Source organism: Afipia sp. GAS231, from assembly GCF_900103365.1.
GTDB lineage: Bacteria > Pseudomonadota > Alphaproteobacteria > Rhizobiales > Xanthobacteraceae > Bradyrhizobium.
This window is the reverse complement of sequence record NZ_LT629703.1, coordinates 5,308,396-5,328,189: the sequence shown is the minus strand read 5'-3', so window position 1 is coordinate 5,328,189 and position 19,794 is coordinate 5,308,396. Positions and strand designations below refer to the sequence as shown.

At 65.3% G+C, this 19,794-nt stretch carries 18 protein-coding genes; 13 read left to right on the top strand and 5 right to left on the bottom strand.

What is annotated here, in order from left to right:
- Positions 1–41: 41 nt before the first annotated feature.
- The 4 genes from BLS26_RS25150 to BLS26_RS25135 all read left to right on the top strand — a co-directional run bounded on the left by BLS26_RS25150 (position 42) and on the right by BLS26_RS25135 (position 4,078).
- Positions 42–506, top strand: a complete 465-nt coding sequence (locus BLS26_RS25150; protein ID WP_092515274.1) for a molybdenum cofactor biosynthesis protein MoaE — start codon at positions 42–44, stop codon at positions 504–506.
- Entirely contained in the window at positions 506–1,471 is a 966-nt protein-coding gene (prmB, locus tag BLS26_RS25145; RefSeq protein WP_092515273.1) for a 50S ribosomal protein L3 N(5)-glutamine methyltransferase, read from the top strand. Before BLS26_RS25150 ends, prmB begins: the two co-directional genes overlap by 1 nt.
- A 231-nt stretch (positions 1,472–1,702) precedes the next feature.
- Positions 1,703–3,208, top strand: coding sequence for an EAL domain-containing protein (locus tag BLS26_RS25140; protein WP_092515272.1), 1,506 nt, complete (start codon positions 1,703–1,705; stop codon positions 3,206–3,208).
- Between the two features lie 15 nt (positions 3,209–3,223).
- Positions 3,224–4,078 (top strand): TIGR01459 family HAD-type hydrolase, encoded by an 855-nt coding sequence (locus BLS26_RS25135; protein WP_092515271.1) that lies wholly within the window; start codon positions 3,224–3,226, stop codon positions 4,076–4,078.
- Between the two features lie 62 nt (positions 4,079–4,140).
- Here BLS26_RS25135 and BLS26_RS25130 read toward each other — a convergent pair whose 3' ends face one another.
- Complete coding sequence (locus BLS26_RS25130; RefSeq protein WP_027536997.1) at positions 4,141–4,536, bottom strand: response regulator; 396 nt, start codon at positions 4,534–4,536, stop codon at positions 4,141–4,143.
- A gap of 279 nt (positions 4,537–4,815) precedes the next feature.
- Between BLS26_RS25130 and BLS26_RS25125 the strand changes: the two genes are divergently transcribed.
- The 8 genes from BLS26_RS25125 (at position 4,816) to arfB (ending at position 14,428) form a co-directional block, all read left to right on the top strand.
- Positions 4,816–5,787 carry a bifunctional riboflavin kinase/FAD synthetase gene (locus tag BLS26_RS25125; protein WP_092515270.1) on the top strand — a complete coding sequence of 324 codons (972 nt, stop codon included), beginning with the start codon at positions 4,816–4,818 and terminating at the stop codon, positions 5,785–5,787.
- Complete coding sequence (locus BLS26_RS25120; RefSeq protein WP_092518544.1) at positions 5,784–6,335, top strand: sugar O-acetyltransferase; 552 nt, start codon at positions 5,784–5,786, stop codon at positions 6,333–6,335. The genes BLS26_RS25125 and BLS26_RS25120 overlap by 4 nt, the downstream gene beginning before the upstream one ends.
- Positions 6,336–6,524: 189 nt before the next feature.
- Positions 6,525–9,560 carry an isoleucine--tRNA ligase gene (ileS, locus tag BLS26_RS25115; RefSeq protein ID WP_092515269.1) on the top strand — a complete coding sequence of 1,012 codons (3,036 nt, stop codon included), beginning with the start codon at positions 6,525–6,527 and terminating at the stop codon, positions 9,558–9,560.
- Positions 9,557–10,054 (top strand): signal peptidase II, encoded by a 498-nt coding sequence (gene lspA, locus BLS26_RS25110; RefSeq protein ID WP_092515268.1) that lies wholly within the window; start codon positions 9,557–9,559, stop codon positions 10,052–10,054. The genes ileS and lspA overlap by 4 nt, the downstream gene beginning before the upstream one ends.
- A 79-nt stretch (positions 10,055–10,133) precedes the next feature.
- Positions 10,134–10,904, top strand: a complete 771-nt coding sequence (locus tag BLS26_RS25105; RefSeq protein ID WP_371360666.1) for a hypothetical protein — start codon at positions 10,134–10,136, stop codon at positions 10,902–10,904.
- 165 nt (positions 10,905–11,069) lie between these two features.
- On the top strand, positions 11,070–12,458 hold the full coding sequence (locus BLS26_RS25100; RefSeq protein WP_092518542.1) for a pitrilysin family protein: 1,389 nt from the start codon (positions 11,070–11,072) through the stop codon (positions 12,456–12,458).
- Positions 12,455–13,825: a M16 family metallopeptidase gene (locus BLS26_RS25095; RefSeq protein WP_371360665.1), complete on the top strand. Its 1,371-nt coding sequence runs from the start codon at positions 12,455–12,457 to the stop codon at positions 13,823–13,825. Before BLS26_RS25100 ends, BLS26_RS25095 begins: the two co-directional genes overlap by 4 nt.
- Before the next feature lie 183 nt (positions 13,826–14,008).
- A complete protein-coding gene (gene arfB, locus BLS26_RS25090; protein ID WP_092515266.1) occupies positions 14,009–14,428 on the top strand; it encodes an alternative ribosome rescue aminoacyl-tRNA hydrolase ArfB in 420 nt (139 codons plus the stop codon).
- A gap of 4 nt (positions 14,429–14,432) precedes the next feature.
- Here arfB and BLS26_RS25085 read toward each other — a convergent pair whose 3' ends face one another.
- On the bottom strand, positions 14,433–14,648 hold the full coding sequence (locus tag BLS26_RS25085) for an RNA polymerase sigma factor (RefSeq protein ID WP_092515265.1): 216 nt from the start codon (positions 14,646–14,648) through the stop codon (positions 14,433–14,435).
- Positions 14,645–14,836, bottom strand: a complete 192-nt coding sequence (locus BLS26_RS25080) for a DUF2892 domain-containing protein (protein WP_092515264.1) — start codon at positions 14,834–14,836, stop codon at positions 14,645–14,647. The genes BLS26_RS25085 and BLS26_RS25080 overlap by 4 nt, the downstream gene beginning before the upstream one ends.
- A 166-nt stretch (positions 14,837–15,002) precedes the next feature.
- Here BLS26_RS25080 and mutL point away from each other — a divergent pair, with 166 nt between their 5' ends.
- On the top strand, positions 15,003–16,826 hold the full coding sequence (gene mutL / locus BLS26_RS25075) for a DNA mismatch repair endonuclease MutL (protein ID WP_092515263.1): 1,824 nt from the start codon (positions 15,003–15,005) through the stop codon (positions 16,824–16,826).
- A gap of 104 nt (positions 16,827–16,930) precedes the next feature.
- On the opposite strand, the gene rsmD is transcribed toward mutL, so the two are convergent.
- Together rsmD and BLS26_RS25065 are read right to left on the bottom strand one after the other, a co-directional pair.
- On the bottom strand, positions 16,931–17,509 hold the full coding sequence (rsmD, locus tag BLS26_RS25070; protein WP_092515262.1) for a 16S rRNA (guanine(966)-N(2))-methyltransferase RsmD: 579 nt from the start codon (positions 17,507–17,509) through the stop codon (positions 16,931–16,933).
- Positions 17,510–17,516: 7 nt separating this feature from the next.
- Positions 17,517–19,733, bottom strand: coding sequence for a pseudouridine synthase (locus BLS26_RS25065; protein WP_092515261.1), 2,217 nt, complete (start codon positions 19,731–19,733; stop codon positions 17,517–17,519).
- Positions 19,734–19,794: the final 61 nt, after the last annotated feature.

Here is a 19,794-nt window from a genome sequence, read left to right as displayed (position 1 = left end):
CGGTTCGCGTCAAGAAAACGCGTCAAATCAAAGATGTTCCCATGAGCGCCGTCACCATCCGTATCCAGGAAGCCGATTTCGACATCGGCCACGAGATCGCGGCGCTGACCAAAAGCCGGACCGATGTCGGTGCGGTCGTCACCTTCAGCGGCATCTGCCGCGGCAGCGAGAACGGCGAGCCGATCGCGGCGTTGACGCTGGAGCATTACCCCGGCATGGCCGAGGCCGAGATCCAACGGCATGCCGACGAGGCGATGGCGCGCTGGCCGCTGACGGGATTGACCGTCATTCATCGCGTCGGCCGCATCACCCCCGGCGAGAATATCGTCGTGGTGCTGACGGCGTCCCAGCACCGCCAGGCGGCATTTCAGGCGGCGGAGTTTTTGATGGATTATCTGAAAGCCAACGCGCCGTTCTGGAAACGCGAGGAAAGCCAGAAAGGCACCAGCTGGATCGAGGCACGCGGCCACGATGAAACCGCCGCGGCGCGCTGGACCAAATCGTGATGGCGAAGCGCACAAAGCCGGCGGCCAAACGTAGCCCAGCCGCAGCGAAATTTCCCAAAGTCGGCCCGGGCGAATTGCTGACACTGCTCGATTTCGTCCGCTTTGCCGTCAGCCGCTTCATCGAGGCCAAACTGGTATTCGCGCACGGCACCACCGATCCGCTCGCCGAGGCCGCCTTCCTGATCTGCGAGGCGCTGCATCTTCACCCCGACCAGCTCGAGACGTTCGCGACCGCGCGCGTTACCGTGACCGAAGGCAAAAAGATCCTCGACCTGATCGAGCGCCGCGTCACCACCCGAAAGCCTGCCGCCTATCTCGTCAACAAGATCTACATGCGCGGCCTGCCGTTCTATGTCGACGAACGCACCATCGTGCCGCGTTCCTTCATCGGCGAGTTGCTGGAGTCCCATTTCGGCGGTGACGGCAACGAGGAAGGCGGCTCGCTGATTTCGGATCCCCCTTCGGTCGAAAGCGTGCTCGACCTCTGCACCGGCTCCGGCTGCCTGGCCATTCTGGCGGCGCAGCATTTTCCCAACGCCGAAATCGACGCGGTGGATATTTCAAAGGATGCGCTCGAGGTTGCCGCGCGCAATGTCGGGGATTACCGGCTCGAAGGCCGCCTCACGCTTCACCGCGGCGACCTGTTCAAGCCGCTTCGCGACAAGCGCTACGACCTCATCATCTCCAATCCGCCCTATGTCGACGCCGAAGGCATGGCCGACCTGCCGCGCGAATGCCGCGCCGAGCCGAAACTCGCCTTTGACGGCGGCGCCGACGGGCTCGACATCGTCAGGCGCATCCTCGACGAGGCGCACGCGCATCTGACGCCGCGGGGCGGGCTGCTGTGCGAGATCGGCCGCTGCCGCCCGCAACTGGAAGACGCCTACCCGGAACTGCCGCTGCTTTGGCTCGATACCGAGGATTCCGAGGGCGAGGTGTTCTGGATCGCCGCGGCCGATCTCTAGCGCTGCCGAACGTTACGGCATAACCGCCCCTTCTTCTCATCGGCCTGCCCCTCGCCCCGCAGCGCGAGAAAGCAGGCGCAGTTCCGACCGTGTCAAAAGAACACTAGCCCCGCGAATCAACATTGATGCTAAGGTTGCAGCGCTTGGGGGAGCGCAGACATGGACCATGCCTGAAGACTTCCGTGTTTTCCCGGGTGGGCGCAGTTCGGACTTGAGGGCGTAGCGCGCGACATGATTCGCATTTCGACGATTTTCATCGCCATCTGCATGGTGCTGGTCGCAGCCTCGCTTGGCCTGGTGCTGCATTCGATGGCCGGCATCAGCGGATCGGAATCCGCGATCGTGGCGCTCACCGCGCTGACGTTCCTGATCCTCTACAACGCCGTATCGATGCGGCTGCGCGACCGCTCGGATGTCGGCAGCCAGATCGCCGACCTGTCACGCGGCACCGCCGACCTCGCCCGCCAGGTCGCCGAATTCGGCCGGCGGCTCGCCGCCGTCGAGGGCCGGGTGGTGTCGGCGAATTCGGCCGGCGCCGACCGTATCCAGGCCGTGGTCGGCGAGATCAACGAACTCGGCGTGCTGGTCAAGCAACTCGCCGCCTCGGTTGCCGGTCATGACGATCTGCTGGCCGCCGGCGCCGTTGCTCCCCCAACCGCCGACAAGCCTGATTCCGAAGGGCAAGACGAACTGCCGTTGGTGGAAGCCAAAACACTGGAGACAGCCCCGGCGATCGCCCCATCGGCCCCGGTTGGCACCCCAGCGCCGGCCGCTGCCAAACCGGCAGCGGCAGCATCGGTCGTCGCAGCGCCTGCGCGCGGCCAGCCGCAGCTCCTCGCCGCCGTCAAGCACGCCATCGAGGAAAACCGGCTCGACATCTACCTGCAGCCGATGGTGACGCTGCCGCAGCGCAAGGTGCGCTTCTACGAGGCGGTGACGCGGCTGCGCGACGACAAGGACGAGGTGCTGGCCGCCGACGATTTCATCGCCATCGCCGAAGCCGGCGGACTGATCGGGCGTATCGATCACATGGTGATGCTGCGCTGTGTGCAGGTGCTGCGCCGCCTGATGGTGCGCAACAAGGAAGTCGGCGTGTTCTGCAACGTCTCCGCGGCCACGCTCGGCAACCCGGCGAATTTCGCCCAGTGCCTCGATTTCCTCGAGGCCAACCGCGCGCTGGCGCCGTCCTTCGTGCTGGAATTCAAGCAGGCGACATTCCGCAATCTGGGGCCTACCGAGACCGAGCATCTCGCCGCTTTGTCGCAGCGCGGTTACCGGTTCTCGATCGACCATGTCAGCGATCTCCGGATCGAGCCCCGGGAACTCGCCGACCGCGGCGTCCGTTTCATCAAGGTGCCGGCCGCGCTGCTGCTCGATCCCCGGCAGAGCACGAACTCGGACATCCATCCCTCCGATCTGTCGGATCTGCTCGGCCGCTTTGGAATTGATTTGATCGCCGAAAAGATCGAGGGCGAGCGCGCCGTGGTGGACCTGCTCGATTACGACGTCCGCTTCGGACAAGGGTTCCTGTTTGCGCCACCCCGGCCGTTGCGGCCCGAGGGGGCATCTGCTACCGGCGGGGCCACCCCGAACAAGGCAGAATCCAACGGTTCCAATGGCTCCAATGCTCCCGAAGGCCCCGGCCACCCCGCTCCCATCGCCGGTCCGGCCACCGAGCCTCCGCCGCGGACGACCGGCAACGCCGCGCTGGCGCGCCGCGTCGGCGGACCGGGCTAACCGGCACCCGATATCATGACCTCATTGCGGTTCGTCGAACGGCTGCGCGACCTCGTCGATGGCGTCGAGGTGGTGCTGTCAGATATCTGGGGCGTGGTGCATAACGGGCTGGAAGCCTTTCCCGAGGCCTGCGAGGCGCTGCACACCTACCGTGAACGCGGCGGCACCGTCATTCTCATCACCAACGCGCCGCGGCCGGCCGATTCGGTGCAGCGGCAGTTGCGCAAGCTCGGCATCGCCGACGAAACCTATGACGCAATCGTCTCTTCCGGCGACCTGACCCGGCATTTCGTCGCCGACCACCCCGGCAAGAAGATGTTCTGGGTCGGTCCGGAACGCGACAATTCGATCTATCGCGGGCTCGATCCCGTCATCGGCCCGCTGGAGCAGGCCGACTACATCGTCTGCACCGGCCTGTTCGACGACGAAACCGAAACGCCGGAAGACTATCGTGCGATGATGCTGCAGGCGCTCGAACGCAAGCTGCCGTTCGTCTGCGCCAACCCCGACATCGTCGTCGAGCGCGGCGACCGCCTGATCTATTGCGCCGGCGCCATCGCCGAACTCTACCGCGAGCTCGGCGGCGAGGTGATCTTCTACGGCAAGCCGCACCGGCCGATCTATGAGCGCGCAATGCAACTCGCCGCCGAGCGCCGCGGCCATGCGCCGTCGCTCGACCGCGTGCTCGCGATCGGGGATTCCGTGCGCACCGATCTCACCGGCGCGCTCGGCTTCGGGATCGATTGCCTGTTCGTGACCCGCGGCATCCACTCCGAAGAATTCGAGGGCATCGACCAGCTCGACCCGGCTTCGGTAAAGGAGCTGTTCGGCCACCCGCCCCGCGCCCTGACGCGGGAATTGCGCTGGTAACGCAAAATGCCCGGCGCGAGGCCGGGCATCACTAACTCGATATCAGTCAGCCAGATTGCGGCTTACGCCGTCGCCATATCCGGGAAGACCGCTTCGATCTTGGTCTTCAGCGTCGCCGCGTTGAACGGCTTGACGATGTAATTGTTGACGCCGGCCTTCTTGGCCGCGATCACGTTCTCGGTCTTGGATTCCGCCGTGATCATGATGAAGGGCGTGGTGGCCAGGTTGGGATCGGCACGGACTTCCTTGAGCAGGTCGTAACCGGTCATCGGCTCCATGTTCCAGTCGGAAATCACGAGCCCGTATTTCTTGCCGCGCATCTTGTCCAGCGCCGCCGAACCGTCGCTGGCATCATCGATATTCTCAAAGCCGAGCTGCTTCAAAAGATTTCGGATGATACGGATCATGGTGTTGTAATCGTCGACCACCAGAACCGACATCGATAGATCAACCGCCATCTTTTCCCCCACTCGACGCTTACGCCACAAACCACCGGCAGGCCTGCGCGACCCGCAGTCCTCCCCCCACCTGTAGCATCAGGCGTTAAACAGCCCGTTAACCCGAAACAGCCGGATTGCATTGGTTTTGAGACAGCCGTTTTCAGGACTGCCCTGCCCGCTTGACTTCGAAGCGGCCGCCGCGTCACGGTCCGGCCGCGAAAGACCCAATTCCCAGAGCATCCCCGCCAAGAAACCTGCCAAGAAACCTGCCAAGAACCCCTGCCAAGAAATCCTGCAATGACACCTGGTTTTACCGTTATCCGAGACTCTACCCCCGACGCGGCGATCCCGCGGGGGGCCGTCGTCGCCATGGGCAATTTCGATGGCGTCCATCTCGGCCACCGCGCGGTCATCACGGCTGCCCTGCAGATGGGCCGGGCCCACGGAAGTCAGGCTTTTGCCGTCACTTTCGAGCCGCATCCGCGTAGTTTCTTCAGCCCGAACAGCCCGCAATTCCGCCTCTCCGACGAGGCCAGCAAGCTGCGGCTTTTGGCCGGGACCGGGCTCGACGGCTGTGTGGTGATGACATTCGACAAGGGCCGCGCCGGAACTAGCGCGCAAGATTTCATTCACCATGACCTGATCCGGCGGCTCGGCATCTCAGGAATTGCGGTCGGCTACGACTTCCATTTCGGCAAGGGCCGCGTCGGCTCGCCCAGCCTGTTGGTCAGCGAGGCGCCGCGGCTCGGGATCGAGGTCGATGTCCAGGCCCATGTCGACATCGCAGAGCGGCCGGTTTCCTCCAGCGCAATCCGCATGGCGCTGGCGGAAGGCCAGATCGCCGACGCCACCGAGATGTTGGGCGGGCCATGGTTCGTCACCGGCGAGGTGATCCACGGCGAGAAACGCGGCCGCGACCTCGGCTATCCCACCGCCAATATCCGCCTCGACAAGACCTGCGGGCTCAAGCACGGCATCTATGCGGTCCGGGTCGGCCGCGGCGCCGAACGTTTCGACGCCGTGGCGAGCTACGGCCGCCGCCCGACTTTCGACAATGGCGCGCCGCTACTGGAAGTGTTCCTGTTCGACTTCAGGGGCGACCTCTATGGCTGCAAACTCGACGTCGCCTTCATCGGTTTCATCCGCGACGAGCTGAAATTCGACAACATCGACGTCCTGATCCGGCAGATGGACGACGACAGCACCCGGGCCCGCGCGGCCCTGGCCGCCGCGCCCGATGCGTTTCCGAAGCTCGGAGAAGTCGGCTGAGCAAGACCGAAAAACAGAAGATGCTGGCGGGCGAACTGTACCATCCGGACGCCGAACTCGGCGCCGATCAGGCCGCGACCAAAGCCTGGCTGGTTCGCTACAATGCGGCGCTGGCGCTGCCGGTATCGCAGCGTCACGCGCTTTTGCGCGAACGTCTCGCTCACGTCGGCAAGGATGCCGTGATCCGGCCGCCGTTCTTCTGCGACTATGGCTATAACATCCGTCTCGGCGACAATGTGTTCCTGAACTTCAACTGCGTCATCCTCGACGTCGTCGAAGTGACGATCGGCGACCGCACCCAGATCGGGCCGGCGGTGCAGATCTATGCCGCCGATCATCCGCGCGACGCGGAAACGCGGCGCTCCGGCGTCGAATTCGGCCGCCCGGTACGGATCGGCAGCGATGTATGGATCGGCGGCGGCGCCATACTCCTGCCCGGCGTCACCGTCGGCGACGGCGCGGTGATCGGGGCCGGCAGCGTGGTCGCAAGGGACGTCGGCGCGGGCCAGACCGTGACCGGCAATCCAGCCCGGCCTCGCCAGCGATAGGCCGGCCCTGCATGCCCGCTGGGCTTTGCGATTTCCCCGGCCGGCTGCTATGGAGTGGCCCCATGTTCGCGCGGCGCACCATACGCATTAGCGGCCCGGCTTCCGCCTGAGCTTCGGCTCGGCGCAAGACCGGGATGCCCCTGCTTCATCCGCGTTTTCGCGCCGTCTACGAGCCAAATCAGAGCATTCATGTCCGAAAATCCGCAAAAGTCCGACGTTGCCGACTATTCCAAAACCCTGTTCCTGCCGCAGACGGAATTCCCGATGCGCGCCGGCCTGCCCAGGCTCGAGCCGGAAATCCTGAAATACTGGAACGAGATCGACCTCTACGGCAAGCTGCGCGAGGGGGCACGCGGCCGCGCCAAATTCGTGCTGCATGACGGTCCACCCTACGCCAACGGCAACATCCATATCGGCCACTCCCTGAACAAGATCCTCAAGGACGTGGTGACCAAGAGCCAGCAGATGCTCGGCTTCGATTCCAACTACGTGCCGGGCTGGGACTGCCACGGCCTGCCGATCGAATGGAAGATCGAGGAAGAGAACTATCGTTCCAAGGGCAAGCAGAAGCCCGACTTCCGCGACTCGGCGGCAATGGTGGCGTTCCGCAAGGAATGCCGCGCGTACGCGACGCACTGGCTCAACGTGCAGCGCGACGAGTTCAAGCGGCTCGGCATCATCGGCGACTGGGACCATCCCTACGCCACCATGAGCTATCCGGCCGAAGCCCAGATCGCGCGCGAGCTGATGAAGTTCGCCGCCAACGGCACGCTCTATCGCGGCTCCAAGCCGGTGATGTGGAGCGTGGTGGAAAAGACCGCGCTGGCCGAGGCGGAGGTCGAATATGAGGATTACACCTCCGATACGGTGTGGGTGAAATTTCCGGTCACCTCGCCGGCGCATGGCGCACTCGCCAACGCCTCCGTCGTGATCTGGACCACCACGCCGTGGACGTTGCCCGGCAACCGCGCCATCTCGTTCTCGCCGAAGATCGCCTACGGCCTCTATGAGGTCACCGACGCGCCATCAGACAATTGGGCCAGGAACGGCGACCTGCTGATCCTCGCCGATGCGCTGGCCGAAGGCGTGTTCAAGCAGGCGCGCGTCACGGCCTACAAGAAGGTGCGCGACCTGCCGGCCGACACGCTCGACGCCGTGGAATGCGCCCACCCGCTGAAGGGCGTCGGCGGCGGCTACGAGTTCACCGTGCCATTGCTGCCCGGCGACCACGTCACCGACGATACCGGCACCGGCTTCGTGCACACCGCGCCCGGCCACGGCCGCGAGGACTTCGACGTCTGGATGGCGAACGCGCGCGAGCTGGAAGCGCGCGGCATCAACACCACGATCCCCTACACCGTCGACGAGAACGGCGCCTTCACCGACCATGCGCCGGGCTTCACCGGCAAGCGGGTGATCAACGACAAGGGCGAAAAGGGCGACGCCAACGAGGCCGTGATCAAGGCCTTGATCGAGGCCGGCAAGTTGCTCGCGCGCGGCCGGCTCAAGCATCAATACCCGCACTCCTGGCGTTCGAAGAAGCCGGTGATCTTCCGCAACACGCCGCAATGGTTCATCGCGATGGATAAACCTATTGTGGACGCCCCGGGCAAGCCCGCGGCTATGGACATCGCCGATAGCGGCACGGCCAAGCCTGGCGATACGCTGCGGGCCCGCGCGCTGCACGCGATCTCGGTGACGCAATGGGTGCCGCAGTCAGGCCAGAACCGCATCAACGGCATGATCAACAGCAAGCCCGACTGGGTGATCTCGCGCCAGCGCGCCTGGGGCGTGCCGATCGCGGTGTTCGTGCGCGAGAAGGGCGACGGCTCGGCCGAAATCCTGCAGGACGAAGCCGTCAACAAGCGCATCGCGGATGCCTTCGAGCAGGAAGGCGCCGACGCCTGGTACATGGACGGCGCCCGCGAACGCTTCCTCGGGACCCTCTCCAATGAAGAATGGAAGAAGGTCGACGATATCTGCGACGTCTGGTTCGATTCCGGCTCGACGCACGCCTTCGTGCTGGAAGACCCCGTGCACTTCCCCGGGTTGGCCGGCGTCAAGCGCAAGGTCGACGGCGGCCGGGATACCGTGATGTATCTGGAAGGCTCCGATCAGCATCGCGGCTGGTTCCAGTCGTCGCTGCTGGAAAGCTGCGGCACCCGCGGCCGCGCGCCGTTTGATGTCGTCCTCACCCACGGCTTCACGCTCGACGAGAACGGCCGCAAGATGTCGAAGTCGGTCGGCAACACCGTCGAGCCGCAGAAGGTGATGAAGGACTCCGGCGCCGATATCCTCCGGCTCTGGGTCTGCGCCACCGATTATGCCGACGACCAGCGCATCGGGCCGGAAATCCTCAAGAACACCATCGAGACCTATCGCAAGCTGCGCAACTCGATCCGCTGGATGCTCGGCTCGCTGCATCACTTCAAGAAGAGCGATGCGGTGGCCTTTGCCGACATGCCCGAGCTGGAGCGGCTGATGCTGCACGAGCTCGCCGGCCGCGCCGCGATCGTGCGCCAAGCCTATGCCGAGTTCGACTACAAGACGGTGGTGGCGAGCCTGTCGGCGTTCATGAACACCGAATTGTCGGCGTTCTATTTCGACATCCGCAAGGACGCGCTGTATTGCGACGCGCCGTCGTCGCTGGCGCGCAAGGCCGCACTGACCACGATCGACATCATCTGCGACGCGATCCTGCGCTGGCTGGCGCCGGTGTTGAGCTTCACCTGCGACGAGGCCTGGCGGATGTACCGGCCGGACGCCGAGCCGTCGGTGCACCTGACGCTGTTCCCGGAAGGGTTCGAGAAATTCAGCGACGAGGCGCTCGCCGCCAAGTGGGAAACCATCCGCGATGTCAGACGCGTCGTCACCGGCGCGCTCGAACTCGAACGCGCCGCCAAGAACATCGGTTCCTCGCTGGAGGCCTCGCCGCTGGTTTATGTCTCCGACAAGAACATCTTCAACACGCTGTTCAACGTCGATCTCGCCGAAGTCTGCATCACCTCGAACGCGATGGTGACCAATGACACAGCACCAGCCGGCGCCTTTACGCTCGGCGACGTGCAGGGCGTCGCGGTGGTGGTCGAAAAGGCGGTCGGCATCAAATGCGCGCGGTCGTGGAAGATCCTGCCGACCGTGGGCGAAGACGCCGAATACCCCGATGTCTCGCCGCGCGATGCGCAGGCATTGCGGGAGTGGAAGGCGCTGGGAGTGGCGGTGTGACCCCTCACCTCCGCGCCGGCGTCATCGCCGCGATTGCAGCCCTGGTCGCCGACCAGGCCTCGAAACTCTGGCTGCTCAACGTGCTCGACATCGCCCATCGCGGTGCGATCAAGGTCGCTCCGTTTTTCGATCTGGAGCTGGCCTGGAATGTCGGAATCAGCTTCGGCTGGCTGCAGTCCGACAGCCCTATCGCCCAGGTGGGCCTGATGGCGGTCAAGGTGGTGGCCGTGATCGTGCTGGCAGTCTGGATGGCCCGGTCCCGCACCTATCTGGCGACCGTCGCGCTCGGCCTGATCATCGGCGGTGCTGTCGGTAACGGCATCGACCGGTTCCTGCACGGCGCGGTGGTCGATTTCGCCCATTTCCATCTCGAAATCAGTGGAATCAGGTACAGCTGGTACGTGTTTAACCTTGCGGATGTGGCCATTGTTGCCGGGGTAGCGGCCCTATTGTATGACTCCTTCCTGGGGATACCCGCCGCAAAAGCGCCCTGATCCCGGCCGATACGGACCTTGGGGATTGCTCCCTAAGCCGGCCCCCACCGTTTGCGGAAACTTGAATGGGAACAGCGCGATGCGCCAAACCGAAGCCAGCTTCCGGATGTTGCAGACTGGATTTCCTTTGACGCGTTTTCTTGACGCGAACCGGGTCCACTTCGCTGGAAAACGCTCTCGATCGCTGACGCGGGCGCTGCGGCTCGCCGCCATTACCCTTGGCATCGGCCTCGTGATGGCTGCCGGCCCTGTTCGCGCCGGTGACGACGACGAAGACGACAAGACCTTCGAGGAAAAGGTCATCGAAGGCATCATGGCCGGCATCGGCGGCACCAACATGGAAAACAAGGGCATCGATTACCGCGAGCGTTCTCCGCTGGTGGTTCCGCCCAAGATCGACCTGCCGCCGCCGGCAGGTACCTCGGCCGAAGTAAAGGCGCCGAACTGGCCAAAGGATCCCGACGAGCAGCGCCGCAAGGCAGCAGCGGCGGCTCGCAAGAAGGAGAACAAGGATCCGGTCGCCGCGGCCCGCATTCTGACGCCGGCCGAACTCGCGGTCGGCAAGACCGCGGCGTCGAAGCCATCCAGCAGCGATCCGGTGACGCCGGGCAACTCCTTCAACAACCCGATCCTGAGCCCGTCGCAGCTCGGCTATAACGGCGGCTTCAGCGGCCTGTTCGGCGGCAACAAGACCGAGACGGCTCCCTTCAAGGAGGAGCCGACGCGCGAAACCCTGACCATGCCGCCGCCCGGCTATCAGACGCCGTCGCCGAATTTTGCCTACGGCACCGGACCGAAGGAATCGCTCAACAAGGAATACAATCCGGCCGCCGGCAAGTATGGCGAATAGTTAAGCCGATCTCTCGGCTTCGTGACGATTCGCGGGTAGCGGCGCGGTGTACGATGCCGCGGCCTCATCCCGAACGATTGGTTCGGGTTCGCTTCCAACAATTGCGCGAATTCTCATCGCAGAACCGGTAACCGCTTTTGCGGGATACGCGCCAGACAGGTCATGATGACATCGCACCGCCTTGCCGTTTCGCTCGTTGCCGCAGCCCTTGTCTCGACATTTTCCAACGGCCTCGCCTTCGCCCAGACCACGGTAACGTCGGAACGTCCCGCCAGCTTCACCCTCGGCAACGGCCTGCAGGTGGTCGTGATCCCCGATCACCGCACCCCGGTCGTGACGCAGATGATCTGGTACAAGGTCGGCTCCGCCGACGAGACGCCGGGCAAATCGGGGCTGGCGCATTTCCTCGAGCACCTGATGTTCAAGGGCACCAGCAAGCATCCGGCCGGCGAGTTTTCCCAGACCGTGCTGCGGATCGGCGGCAACGAGAACGCCTTCACTTCGGTCGACTACACCGGCTATTTCCAGCGCGTGCCGCGCGAGCAACTCGCGAGCATGATGGACTTCGAGGCCGACCGCATGACCGGTCTCATTCTCAAGGACGAGAACGTACTGCCCGAGCGCGATGTCGTGCTCGAGGAATTCAACATGCGGGTCGCCAACAATCCGGATGCGCGGCTGACCGAACAGATCATGGCGGCGTTGTATCTCAACCATCCCTACGGCCGGCCGGTGATCGGCTGGCATCAGGAAATCGAGAAGCTCAACCGCGAGGATGCGCTGGCGTTCTACAAGCGCTTCTACGCGCCGAACAATGCGATCCTGGTGATCGCGGGCGACGTCGACGCCAAGGACATTCGCCCGATGGTGGAACATGCCTATGGCGCCATTCCCGCCCAGCCGGCGATCCCCGCGCAGCGCATCCGCCCGCAGGAGCCGGAGCCCGCGGCGCCGCGTACCGTGACGCTGTCCGATCCCCGCGTCGAACAGACCGGTCTGCGGCGCTACTACCTCGTCCCCTCGTCCACGACCGCTGCCGCCGACGAGAGCCCGGCGCTCGACGTGCTGGCGCAATTGATGGGCGGCGGCACCAACTCCTACCTCTACCGAGCGCTGGTGATCGACAATCCGCTCGCGATCAGTGCCGGCGCCGGCTATCAGGGCACTTCGCTCGATCCGTCGCAGTTCTCGATCTTGGTGTCGCCGAAATCCGGCGTCGAATTCGCGCAGATCGAACAGGTGATCGACCGCGTGATCGCCGACGTGATCCAGAACCCCGCCCGCGCCGAAGATCTCGAGCGGGTCAAGACGCAACTGATTGCGGAAGCGATCTACGCCCAGGACAGCCAGGCGACGCTGGCGCGCTGGTACGGCGGCGCACTCACCACCGGGCTTTCGATCGACGATATCAGAAGCTGGCCCGACCGGATTCGCGCCGTCACCGCCGAGCAGGTCCGTAACGCCGCTCAAAAATGGCTCGACAAGAAGCGTTCGGTGACCGGCTATTTGATCAAGGATACCACCGCGCCGAAGCGCGAGGAGAAACGCTCGTGATCCGTTTTCAGACTGGCGCGCAGCGCTTCGCATCCATCGTCATTGCCTGCGCCGCGCTGACCGCGCTCGCGTCGACCCCGTCGCATGCCGCCGCCAAAATCCAGCGGCTGGTTTCGCCCGGCGGCATTGAGGCCTGGTTCGTCCAGGACGCCACCGTGCCCCTGATCGCGATGGAATATGCCTTCGGCGGCGGCGCTGTCCAGGATCCGGCCGGCAAATCCGGCGTCGGCAACATGGTCGCCAGCCTGCTCGATGAGGGCTCCGGCGATCTCGATTCCGCAGCCTACCACGAGCGCCTCGACCGCCGCGCCATCGAATTGAGCTTCTCGTCGACACGGGATTATTTCCGCGGATCGTTGCGGATGCTCAAGGACAACAAGGACGAGGCCTACGACCTGTTGCGGATGTCGCTGACCTCGCCGCATTTCGACACCGCCGATGTCGAGCGGATCCGCGCGCAGGTGATCTCCGGACTGCGACGCGACACCAGCAACCCGTCCGCGCTGGCAAGCCGCAAGTTCCTCGAAATAGCCTTCGGCGACCATCCCTACAGCCGGCAGGCCAACGGCACGCTCGACAGCGTGCCGAAGATCGATGTCGCCGACCTCAAGGACTACGTCGGCCGCGTGATCGCCAAGGATACGCTGCGCATCGCCGTGGTCGGCGACGTCGATGCCGACACGCTCGGCAGGCTCTTGGACAAGACGTTCGGCGGATTGCCGGCGAAAGCCAACCTGACGCCGATACCGGACGTCCAGGCCGCCAAGCCGCCGCAGCGCGCCTTCATCCCGCTCGACGTGCCGCAGACGGTGGTGACGTTCGGCGGCCCCGGCATCGGCCGCCACGATCCGAATTTCATGGCGGCTTACGTCGTCAACCACATCCTCGGCGGCGGCGGGCTGTCGTCGCGGCTCTACAAGGAAGTTCGCGAGAAGCGCGGCCTCGCTTATTCGGTCTACGAGTCGCTGCTCTGGATGGATCATTCCGCATTGTTCGTCGGCAATACCGGCACCCGCGCCGATCGCGCCGGCGAGACCGTCGATGCGGTCGAGAAGGAAATCCGCCGCATCGCCGAGGACGGCCCGACCCAGAAGGAGCTCGACGAGGCCAAGTCGTACCTCAAGGGCTCGCAGATGCTGGCGCTCGATACCTCCTCGAAGCTGGCGCAGGGGATGCTGCAATACCAGCTCGACAGGCTGCCGATCGACTACATCGAGAAGCGCAATGCCATTGTCGACGCCGTGACGCTCGACGACACCAAGAAGGCCGCCAAGTTTTTGTGGGGCCAGGGCCTGCTGACCGTCATCGTCGGCCGCGCCCCGCAGGCCGCCGCCCAGCCGGCCGCAGCGACGCCGAAGGCGAATTAGGCAGCCACACCGCACCCTGCGCCCTCTCCCCCGCTTGCGGGGGAGAGTTGGAGAGGGGGCAGCCACGTGCACCGCCGTTGCGGCTCCCCCTCCTTAACCCTCCCCCGCAAGCGGGAGCCGCGAAGCAACCTCCACACAAAACCGCTATGGTGCGCTCGCCGATTCTCATTTGCCCGGTGAACCATGCTGCGGATCTCCCGCGACCTCACAATCGACGAGAACGACATCGTGATCGATTTCGTCCGCGCCTCCGGTCCGGGCGGGCAGAACGTCAACAAGCTCTCCACGGCAGCCCAGTTGCGCTTCGACACGCGTAAGGTCACGCTGCCGGAGGACGCCTCGCTGCGGCTCAACCGTCTGGCCGGCCAGCGCATGACCAAGGACGGCGTCATCGTGATCCACGCCCAGCGCTTCCGCACCCAAGAGCGCAACCGGGCCGATGCCATCGACCGCCTGCTCGAACTGCTGCGCGAGGCCATGGTGCGGCCGATCCCGCGGCGGGCCACCAAGCCGACCTTCGGATCGAAGCAGCGCCGGCTGGAAGGCAAGAAGCGCCGCAGCGACGTCAAGGCCGGGCGCGGAGCAAAACGCTACGACGATTGAGTCTTCAATCCCGTACCAGATACTCCCGGACCATCAGCGTATCCTGCACGGCGTCATCGACATCCGACACCCGGCAATTGCGCGCGGCATAGCGGCGGACATCGGGCTGGGCCGCTGCGATCAGCGACACCAGCGCTTTCTCGTCCCCGCCGCGGGCGGCCTCGATCAGCGAGGGATCGCAGCGGCTGGCGCGGGCCACCGTGGTCAGGGCAGCCGTCATGACGACGGCAGCCTCCGGCCGACCATGGCGCACATCGGGCAAAATCCGAAAAAGCCGGTCGCGATCACAAACACTCCGGCGCCAGCCATCAGATAGCCGGCCATCGTCAGTCCGTACACGATCATTGCCCCGCCCCCGATCACCCGCACAGCCCGCTCCCAGCCCGGCAAATTCTTGCGATAAAACATGATAGCTCCTTTGATTTGACGAGAGAACTCATGCGCTCTCGTGTCATAGAGCCGACCGGCCGGGCTTTCGGTTCGCCCGCCGCCAACTATATTTGGACCCGGGATTCACCGGGAAAACCGGCCGGTTTGAGTCCCGCCCTGACCCCAAATCGGCTACCAACAGGCCATGCCCGTCCGCCAGCTCCCCGAACAGGTCGTCAACCGCATCGCCGCCGGCGAGGTGGTCGAACGCCCCGCAAGTGTGGTCAAGGAACTGGTCGAGAACGCCATCGACGCCGGCGCCAGCCGGGTCGACATTTTCACCGATGGCGGCGGCCGGCGGCGGATCGGCATTACCGACGACGGCAGCGGCATGACCTTTTGCGACCTCGCGCTCGCCGTCGATCGCCACGCCACTTCCAAGCTCGACGACGAGGACCTGCTGCAAATCCGCACGCTGGGGTTTCGCGGCGAGGCGCTGCCCTCGATCGGCGCGGTCGCCAAACTCGGCATCACCACGCGCCATGCCGGCGAGCCGCATGCGTGGTCGCTTGTCGTCGAAGGCGGCGAGAAATCGGCGATCATGCCGGCCGCGCTCTCGCAAGGCACCCGCGTCGAGGTCAGCGATCTCTTTTATGCGACACCGGCGCGGCTGAAATTCCTCAAGACCGACCGCACCGAGGCCGAAGCGATCCGCGAAGTGGTGCGCCGCCTCGCGATGGCGCGGCCCGATATTGCCTTCACCTTGGCCGGCGAGGAACGCGCGCCGGTGACCTGGGCCGCGGCGTTGCCGGGCGCGGCGGGCCGGTTGACGCGGCTCGGCGATATCCTAGGAAGCGATTTCCGCTCCAGCGCCATTGAAGTGCGTTCCGAGCGTGAGGGCGTGACGGTGGAAGGCTTTGCCGCAGCACCCTCGCTGACCCGCGCCAACGCGCTCGGGCAATATCTGTTCGTCAACGGCCGCCCGGTGCGCGACAAGCTTATTCTCGGCGCGGTGCGCGCGGCCTATTCAGACTATCTGCCGCGCGACCGCCATCCGGTGGTGGCGCTGTTCGTGACAACCGATCCGCAGGAGGTCGATGCCAACGTGCATCCGGCCAAGACCGAGGTGCGCTTTCGCAACGCCGGGCTTGTTCGCGCGCTGATCGTGCATGCGCTCAAAGACGGCCTCGCCCGCGAGGGCAAGCGCACCGCCGCCAATACCGACGGCTCGGCGCTGTCGGCGTTTCGTCCCGCTTTTGCGCCGTCGTTCGCGCCACGCCCGGGCAACTGGGACTGGCGCGCCTCGCCGGCCTATCCGGCGCGGCCGATGCCGTCGTTCGATGGCGCCGCCGCGCAGGCCTTCGCCGAGCCCGGACAGGCCGCCTTCGATGTCGGCACGCCGACCGCCGACGTCCGCTTCGAGGCGCAGCCTTCCGCCGACCTGCTCGACCGTCCGCTCGGCGCCGCGCGCACGCAGATCCACGAGACCTATATCGTGTCGCAGACCCGCGACGGCTTGATCGTGGTCGATCAGCACGCCGCCCATGAGCGCATCGTCTATGAAAGGCTGAAGGCCTCATTGGCGAAAAACGGCGTGCAGCGGCAGATCCTGCTGATTCCCGAGATCGTCGAATTCGACGAAGCCACCGTCGAACGACTGCTCGATCGCGCCGAGGAACTGGCGACGTTCGGGCTTGCGATCGATACTTTCGGCCCCGGCGCGGTCGCGGTGCGCGAGACGCCATCGCTGCTCGGCAAGGCCAATGCCGCGGGCCTGTTGCGCGATCTCGCCGAACACATGGCGGAATGGGACGAAGCCTTGCCGCTGGAACGGCGGCTGATGCATGTCGCCGCCACCATGGCCTGCCACGGCTCGGTCCGCGCCGGCCGCCGCCTCAAGCCGGAAGAGATGAACGCGCTGCTCCGCGAAATGGAAGACACGCCGAATTCCGGCCAGTGCAACCACGGCCGGCCGACCTATGTCGAATTGAAGCTGAGCGATATCGAGAAGCTGTTCGGGAGACGGTGAAGCTTCGTCGCTTGTAGGGTGGATTAGCCCAACGGGTCCGCGCAAAGCGCGGCCCGATGACAGGCTCCGGCGTAATCCACCGATTGCGCGAAGAGAACGGCGGATTACGCTTCGCTAATCCGCCCTACAATTTTGGCCCTCAGAAACACAAACTCGGTATCGTCATAGGCCCGCCGTTCCAGCTCCTCGAAGCCGTCAGGCGCCGTAAACGCGGCAGCCTTCGCCTCCTCGACCACCAGCAGCGCGCCCGGGATCAGCCAGCCGCCGTCGCGCAGCGAGACAAGCGCTTTCTCCGCCAGCCCACGACCGTAGGGCGGATCGAGAAACACCAGCGCGAACGGTTCGACCGGATGCGCCGGGCCGAGATCGGTGGCGTCGCGGCGATAGACCTTTGTCACCCCGCCGAGGCCGAGCGCCTCGACATTGTTGCGCAACAGCGCGCGGGCCTCGGCGCCGTTGTCGACGAACAGCGTGAACAGCGCGCCGCGTGAGGTCGCCTCGATGCCGAGCGCGCCGGTGCCGGCAAACAGGTCGAGCACGCGCGCGCCTTCGATCGGGTTGTCGTAGGCATGGATCAGAATATTGAACACCGACTCGCGCAACCGATCCGCCGTCGGGCGGATATCGTTCGATGAGGGCGAGGCGAGGTTACGCCCCTTCAACCGTCCGCCGACGACACGCATAGCCCAGCTACTCGTCCTTCGGCTTCAAATCGCGCTTGCCGTGATAGCCTCGTTGCGGGCGGCGCGGCGGGCCGTAGCCGCTGGCCTCTTCCTCATTGCGGGCACGGGCCTCGTCGCTGCCGGTGCGCTGCACCAGCACGCGGCGGCCCTTGCGGTCGGCGATCAACCCGCTCTTGCCGGCCCGCTTGAACGGTTTTTTGCCGCGCGGCGCGTCGGCGTCATCCGGCTTCTCGGACTCGGTTTTGTCGCCCGGCATCGGCCGGTTGAAATCGGCGCCGGCGAGCGCCGCGATCTTTTCGCCGAGCTGCTCGCGCAACACCCGGGTCTTGACCTCCTCGACCTTGCCTTCTTCGAGTTCACCGAGCTGGAACGGTCCGTAGGACACGCGGATCAGCCGGTTCACCTCGAGGCCGAGATGCGCCATCACGTTGCGGACTTCACGGTTCTTGCCTTCGCGGATCGCAAACACCAGCCAGACGTTGGCGCCCTGGTCGCGCTCCAGCGTCGCGTCGATCGAGCCGTATTTGACGCCGTCGACTTCGACGCCCTTCTTCAGTTCATCAAGCTGGCCCTGCGTAACCTCGCCATGGGCGCGAACGCGATAGCGCCGCAGCCAGCCGGTGTCGGGCAATTCCAGCGCACGCGCCAGCCCGCCGTCGTTGGTCAGCAGCAATAGGCCCTCGGTGTTGAAATCGAGCCGGCCGATCGAGATCAGCCGCGGCAAGCCTTCCGGCAGATTGTCGAACACGGTCGGCCGACCCTCAGGGTCCGCATGCGTCGTCATCAGGCCACGCGGCTTGTGGAACATGAACAGCCGGGTGCGTTCGCGCGGCGGCAACGGCTTGCCGTCGATCGCGATGACATCGTTGCCGGTAACATCGAGCGCCGGCGAGTTGATGACGCGGCCGTTGACGGTGACGCGGCCCTGCGTGATCCATTCCTCGGCATCGCGGCGCGAGGCGAGGCCAGCCCGCGCCATCACCTTGGCAATGCGCTCGCTGGTTTTCTTCTTCGGCTCGGGGCGCGGCGCCCGCTTGTCGAAGTCGGGCGCTCGTTCGCGGTAGGCGCCGCGGCCGCCGAACGCCGGACGCTTGGCGAAGATACGGCTGTCGTCCTCGTTCTCGCGGCGCGGCCGGTCTTCACCGGCCTCATTGCGCGGATGTTCCTGCCAATCGGTGCGGCCCTCCGGTCGCTGGCGCGGACGGTCGAATTTCGGGCGGTCGCCGCGGTCTTCGCGGGGCCGGTCGAATTTCGGCCGTTCCCGGAACGGGCGATCCCCGGCAGGACGATCTCCTTGGGGACGATCCTCGCGCTTCTGCCACGGCTTTGAATCACCACGATCGGAACCGAAATCCTTGCGCGGACCCCTATCCGGACGGCTGCCAAAATCCTTGCGCGGACCACGGTCCGGCGCACCGCGTGACGAGAACTTCTTGTCGCCACCGAATTTTCGCTCCGGCCGATCTCCACGAGGCCGATCTCCGTCGCGCGGAGGCCGCGCGCTGAACGGGCGATCGCCACGGGGCCGGTCGCCGTCTTTGCGGAAACCTTCGCCGCGCGGGGTGTAAGGCCGCTTCTCGCCGCCACCTTCCCGCGGGGTATAGGGACGCTTCTCGCCATCACGGTCGCGCGGCGTATAGGGTTTCTTGTCGCCGAACTTCTTATCCTGGAAACGCCCGGCCGGTCGCGCATCGTCACGGCGCGGCGGCCGGTCGTCGCGATTGAAATTGGGACGGTCGCCGCGGGGCGTGTACGGCCGCTTTTCGCCGCCACGATCATCGCGGCTGAAATTCGGGCGGTCGCCACGCGGCTTGAAGGTGCGTTTTTCGCCGTCACGGTCCGGACGCGAACCAAAATCCTTGCGCGGGCCACGGTCCGGACGATCACCGGCGGGACGGTCTTCGCGGTTAAACCGGGGCCGCGGTGAATCACCAAAGTCCCGGCGCGGCGGACGATCATCGCCATCGCGCTTGCCGGCGTAGGGTTTGCCTCCGCCTGCATAGGGCTTCTTGCCGAATGATTTGGCGCCGTCAGACTTCCCGGCATAGGGGCGCCGCTCGCCGTCGCCCTCGCTCTTGCCGGCAAAGCCGCGCTTGGCGAATTTCTTGTCCGGTCCCCGCGCTGCCCCGGAACGGCCCTTGCCTCCGCCGGCGCGGCCCTTGCCTTCGCCTTGGCGGTCACGCCGGCCGCGGGAATCGTTGTTTTTGTCGTTATCGCGGGGCATGAAGGGTCTCTCGGGTACGTATGAAATGGCTATCAGGCGGATGGGCTGTCATAGCGATAAC